Origin of the sequence: Kitasatospora sp. NPDC005856, assembly GCF_040629945.1 — a bacterium.
Taxonomy (GTDB): Bacteria; Actinomycetota; Actinomycetes; order Streptomycetales; family Streptomycetaceae; genus Kitasatospora.
Genome location: NZ_JBEXWT010000170.1, coordinates 1 through 5,389, shown reverse-complemented (window position 1 = coordinate 5,389; position 5,389 = coordinate 1). Strand labels below are relative to the sequence as shown.

Genomic DNA, 5,389 nt, shown 5'->3' with positions numbered 1-5,389 from the left:
CCCGGGGGCCGCCGCGGCGGCGCGCGCCCCGCGTTGACTTCCGCCGTGTGGTCGTGGGGGGGGGCGGGCGGCGCCCCGGGGGCGGGGGGGCGGCCCCCCCGGCCCCGCCCCCGCCCGCACCCCCCTTTCCGCACGAGGAGCCGTCGTGACCACACCCCCGTCGCCGCAGCCGTCCGGACCGCAGATCCACGACCGCCACCCGCTGGCCCTGGCCCTGTTCGCCCTCACCCTGGTCAGCGGCCTGATCGACGCCATCAGCTACCTCGGCCTCGGCCACGTCTTCACCGCGAACATGACCGGCAACGTCGTCGTCATCGCCTTCGCCCTCGCCGGAGCGCCCGGATTCTCCGTCGCCGGCTCCCTGACCTCCCTCGCGGCCTTCCTCCTCGGCGCGGGGGTGGCCGGCCGGATCGCGACCCGGCAGAGCGGGACCCGGCGCCCCGCGCGGCTGCGCGCGGCCTTCGTCCTGGAGGCCGTGCTGCACGCCGCGGCCGCCGCCGTCCTCTTCGTCCACAGCCCCGAGGGGCCGGCGCAGTACGTGGTGATCGCCCTGCTCGCCCTGGCGATGGGCATCCGCAACGCCACCGTGCGGGGCCTGGGCATCCCGGACCTCACCACCACCGTGCTGACCCTCACCCTGACCGGCCTGGCCGCCGACTCCCGCCCGGCCGGCGGCACCGCGCCCCGCCAGCGCCGCAAGCTCCTCTCCGTCGTCACCATGCTCGCCGGAGCGGCCCCCGGCGCGCTCCTGGTCCTGCACGGGCAGATCGCCTGGGCCCTGGTCGCCAGCGCCGTCCTGGCCGGACTCACCGTCCTGCTCTACCGCGAGTGACCAGGGCGTTCCGCTCCCGCCCGGGCGGCCGCCACCAGGCGCGACGGTGCCCCTCGAGCCGCCGGAACGCTTGGATCCGGGGCTCCACCAGCGTGGGAACGGCCCTACCGGCGGGCGGTAACCTTGGGTGACCGGTGAGCGGAGCGGCCGGCCCGAGGGAGAGGAACCAGTGGCGGAGGACAGGCGCTTTCCGGTCCTGGTCGGCCGGCAGCGGCAGACGGAACTGCTGACCGCGGCGCTGGTCCAGGCCGTCGACGGCGCCAGCGGGTCCACCGTCCTGCTGCGCGGAGAGGCCGGCGCCGGCAAGAGCACGCTGACGGCCTGGGTGGAGCGCGCGGCGCGCGAGCGCGGGTTCACGGTCCTGCGCGCGATCGGTACCGAGGCCGAGACGGACCTCGCGTTCGGGGCCCTCCACCAGGCCTTCTGGTCGCTGTGCCAGCACTCCGACGCGCTCTCCGCACACCAGCGGGAGGCCCTGGACAGCGCCTTCGGTGTCCGCTCCGGGACTCCGAGCGGCTTCGCCGTCGGCGCCGCGACGCTGACCCTGCTGGAACAGGCGGTGCGGGCCGCTCCCGTGCTGCTGATCCTGGACGACCTGCACTGGATCGACTCGTCGAGCACGACCGTCTTCGCCTTCCTGCAGCGGCGCTGCGCCGAGCTGCCGGTGGTGATCGTCGGGGCCTCCCGCCCGCACGGGCGGGCCGCCCAGACCTGGTCGGCCGAGGCCGTGGACGTCCCGGCCCTGCCCCGGGAGGACGCGGCCCTGCTGCTGGGCACCTGCTACCCCGAACTCGCGGCGCCCGCCAAGGAGCGCGTCCTGGCCGAGGCGGCCGGGAACCCGCTGGCGCTGGTCGAGCTGCCGCGCCAGCTGGCCGACGCCCAGCAGCGGGGAGCCGCTCCGCTGCCCGAACGGCTGCCCCTGGGACGCAAGCTGGAGCGGATGTTCGCCGAACGGCTCGGAACGGTCACGCCGGAGGTCGGCCGCCTCCTGCTGCTCGGCGCCCTGGCCACCGGCCCGGACCACGGCAGCGCCGAGTGGCTCCGCGTCCTCGCGGACGAGAACGCGCGGGAGATCCTGGAACGGATCGAGGGGGAGGGCCTGGCCCGGCTCGACCCGGCCGGACAGCTGGTGTTCCGGCACCCCCTGGTCCGCACCGCCGTCGTCTCCGCCGCCTCCGACACCGAGCGCCGGGAGGCCCACCGCGCGCTGTCCGGCGCCCTCGCACCGGAGGACCCCCGGCGGCTGGTCCATGAGGCGGCCGCCGCTCTGCTGCCCGACGAGGACCTCGCGCACCGCCTCCAGGAGGCCGGCCGGGACCTCGCCCAGCGGGGCGGCGAGGCGGAGGGCGCACTCCTGCTGGAACGCGCCGCCGCCCTCAGCCCGAGCTCCTGCGACCGCGTCCGCCGGCTCACCCGGGCCGCGGTGATGTCGGCCCGCGGCGGGCAGCTGCGCCACGCCGCGGCCCTGGTGGAGGAACTGAAGACCGGCACCGTTCCGCAGGACGTCGCCCCGCTGTTCTCGTACGCGGTGGTCTACGCCGACCAGAGCCACCACATCGACTTCGAGTCCTCCGCCGCGCTGCTGCCCGCCGCCCTCGACGCGCTGACCACGCCGGGCGCCGACACCTTCGGCGGGCTGGTCGAGCAGGCCTGGTTCAAACTCCTCCTCGCCGCGACGTACACGGACGACCCCTGGGCCTGGCGCGCCCTGGAACGGCACCGGGACGACGTCTCCGAGGTGGGCCGGCTGTGCCTGCGGGCCTGGACCGAGCCCGGCCCGGACACGGCCGCCGCGCTGCGGGCGGCGGCCGACGGCATGACCGAGGAGCAGGAGGCCGGCGCGGCCTGGCTCCTGCTCTGGACCGCCTCGGCGCTCGACAGCCCCGACACCGACCTGTGGCAGCGCTTCTCCGGGCTGTACGGCTACGCCACCCAGGGCTCGGTCGCCAAGGCCAGAGCCCACCAGGACTACCTGCTCGGACACTGGGACCGCGCGGCCGTCTGCCTGCGCGAGGCCGAGACGGCGGACGAGCTCGGCTACCGCACCAACGGCCTGATGTTCCGCCTGTACCACGCCCACTTCCTGGCCGGCCGGGGTGACGAGGCCGGGCTCCAGGAGATCGAGCGGACCATCGGGCCGGCCGCCACGCGCGCCCGGATGCGGTACGTCCTCGACCGCCTGACCCACCTGCGCGGCCTGGCCGCGCTCGCCCACCGGCGCTACGAGGAGGCGTACGCGCACTTCTGCGAGCTCACCCCGCCCGGGCGCCTGCCCGGCGGCCGGCCGTGGCACCACACGCTGGCCCTCGACCTGGTGACGGCCGCCGTGCACACCGGGCGGCACGACGAGGCCCGGGCCCACCTCGCCGCCGGAGCCGAGGCGCGCTCGGCGGAGATCTCCGGCCGTCACGCCTTCCTGTGCGCGGCCGCCACCGCCCTGGCCGCGGACGACGACGGGGCCGAGGCCGCCTACCGCGCCGCGTACGCCGTGCCGGGCGCCGAGCAGTGGGTGTTCGACCTCGCACGGCTGAGGCTCGCCCACGGCGCGTGGCTGCGCCGCCGCCACCGGCCCGGAGCCAGGGAGGTGCTGCGCGCGGCCCACCACGCGTTCCGCCGGCTGCGGGCCACCCCCTGGGCGGCGCAGTGCGAGGAGGAACTGCGGGCCGCGGGCGACTCGGTGGCCCTGCCGCAGGACGGACCGGCCACGGAACCGTCCGGGCTGACCGGCCAGGAACTGCGAATCGCCCGGCTGGCCGCGACCGGCCTGACCAACAAGGAGATCGGCCGGCAGCTCCAGCTGTCGCCCCGCACCGTCGGCGCCCACCTCTACAAGATCTTCCCGAAGCTCGGCATCACCACGAGGGCCGCCCTCGCCCACGCCCTCGACGGCGGCTGACCTGGGGAAACACCCGCCCGACCGGCTCTCCCCGAGCAGCGCGCCGGGCTTCGGGACGCACCGCCCCAAGACGACAGTCAGATGACCTACCGGCCCGCCGCGCCCGCGGGCCACGCTGAGAGTGCGCAGGACTCCGGCGGAAGGGCGGTCACATGAGCTTGCGGATGACGACGGCGTCGGTCGCGGACGGTGACAAGGCGGCCTTCTGGGGCGGAGCGGTGTCGCGGTCGCTGGTGCCGCTGGAGGTGCGCCCGCTCACCGGGCGGCCGTTCGACGGACTCCTGGAGTCGCGCCGGCTCGGGTACGTCCGGATCTCCACGCTGGAGGCCGACGCGGCCCGGCTCTCCCGCACGGCGGCACTGATCGCGCGGACCCCGCGCAGCGAGCCGCAGGTCGGGGTCGGCGTGCAGGTGTCGGGCCGGGCCGTCCTGGAGCAGGACGGCCGCCGCGCGGAGGTGCCGCCGGGCGGGCTGGTCCTGTACGACACGGCGCGCCCGTACGCGGTGGACTACCCGGAGCGGTTCCGCACCCACCTGTTCCACGTGCCGCGCCGCCTGCTGGGGGTGCCGGAGAGTGACCTGCGGCATGCCTCGGCGACGGCCGTCGGCCCGACGGAGGGGTGCGGGCCCGTGATCCTGCCCTTCCTCGGCGTCCTCGCCGCCTCCGCGCACTCCTACCCCGCTCCGCTCGGAGACCGGCTGGCCGGCAGCGTCGTCGGCCTGTTCGGCACCCTCATCGCCCAGCTGGCGCCGACCCCGGCGGCCGACGAACCGGGCGCCCGGAACGCGCACCTGGTCCGGCGGGTACGGGAGTACATCGACCGCCACCTCGGCGACCCGGACCTGTCACCCGAGATGATCGCCCGTGCGCACCACATCTCCGTGCGCTACCTGCACCGGCTCTTCGAGGGCGAGGGCGTGACGGTGAGCCGCCTCGTCCAGCGGCTGCGCCTGGACGCCTGCGCCCGCGAGCTGGCCCGGCGCGGCCGTACCGCGCCCACGGTCTCGGCCGTCGCCCAGCGGTGGGGCTTCGTCAACCCGGCGCACTTCAGCCGCACCTTCCGCGCCGCGTACGGCGTCTCGCCGCGCGAGTGGCGCTCACGCCCGCAGGAGGAAGCCGGCTGAACAGCCGGCCCGCCCGCCACGGCCGGCCCCGGCCGGAGGAACGCCGCGCGGGGCGCCACGAACAGGCCGCCACGAACAGGCCACCACGGCCGGGGCGCACACGGAGCCGCCGTGCCCGTCGACCGAAGCCAGGAGCGAAGAGTTGTCCGACCCCACCCCCCTGCCCGACCGGCGCCCGGTGCTCGACCGGGCGCTCCAGGAGTTCCTGGACGCCCGAGCCGGCCGGTCCGGAACGGAACCGCCGGACCTCTCCTACCTCGTCGCCGACAGCGCCCCGAGCGGCGGCCCCGGCGGTGGCCCGCTCCAGGGCGAGGACGATCCGTGCGGCACGACGTCGGAGTGGCTCGCGTTGCCCTGCGGGCCGACCGGGCGGGTGCGCGTCCAGGTGACCAGGCCGGTCGGTGCCGTCGAGCCCAGTCCCGTGGTGCTGTTCCTGCCCGGTCTGGGCTGGTCGCTCGGCGACGCCGACTGCTACGCCCGGCTGGTGCGGGAGTTCGCCCTGGGCACGGACGCCGCCGTCGTCTACGTCGACTACGC

The 5,389-nt window shown here is 76.5% G+C and carries 3 protein-coding genes and 1 pseudogene; all 4 read left to right on the top strand.

Annotation, left to right across the window (positions count from 1 at the left end; translation table 11 throughout):
• The first annotated feature begins 145 nt into the window (after positions 1 to 145).
• A complete protein-coding gene (locus tag ABZ449_RS41270; RefSeq protein ID WP_360357092.1) occupies positions 146 to 832 on the top strand; it encodes a YoaK family protein in 687 nt (228 codons plus the stop codon).
• Positions 833 to 1,001: 169 nt separating this feature from the next.
• Positions 1,002 to 3,728 (top strand): LuxR family transcriptional regulator, encoded by a 2,727-nt coding sequence (locus ABZ449_RS41265; RefSeq protein ID WP_360357089.1) that lies wholly within the window; start codon positions 1,002 to 1,004, stop codon positions 3,726 to 3,728.
• Positions 3,729 to 3,892: 164 nt separating this feature from the next.
• The gene (locus ABZ449_RS41260) at positions 3,893 to 4,852 is read left to right on the top strand and encodes a helix-turn-helix domain-containing protein (RefSeq protein WP_360357086.1); all 960 of its coding nucleotides are present in this window, start codon (positions 3,893 to 3,895) and stop codon (positions 4,850 to 4,852) included.
• A gap of 142 nt (positions 4,853 to 4,994) precedes the next feature.
• Positions 4,995 to 5,389 (top strand): annotated as a pseudogene (locus ABZ449_RS41255) (esterase); the annotation flags it as partial.

Coding starts and splice junctions, on each gene's coding strand:
- ABZ449_RS41260 (WP_360357086.1), top strand. CDS start 3,893: ATGACGACGGCGTCGGTCGCGGACGGTGACAAGGCGGCCTTCTGGGGC.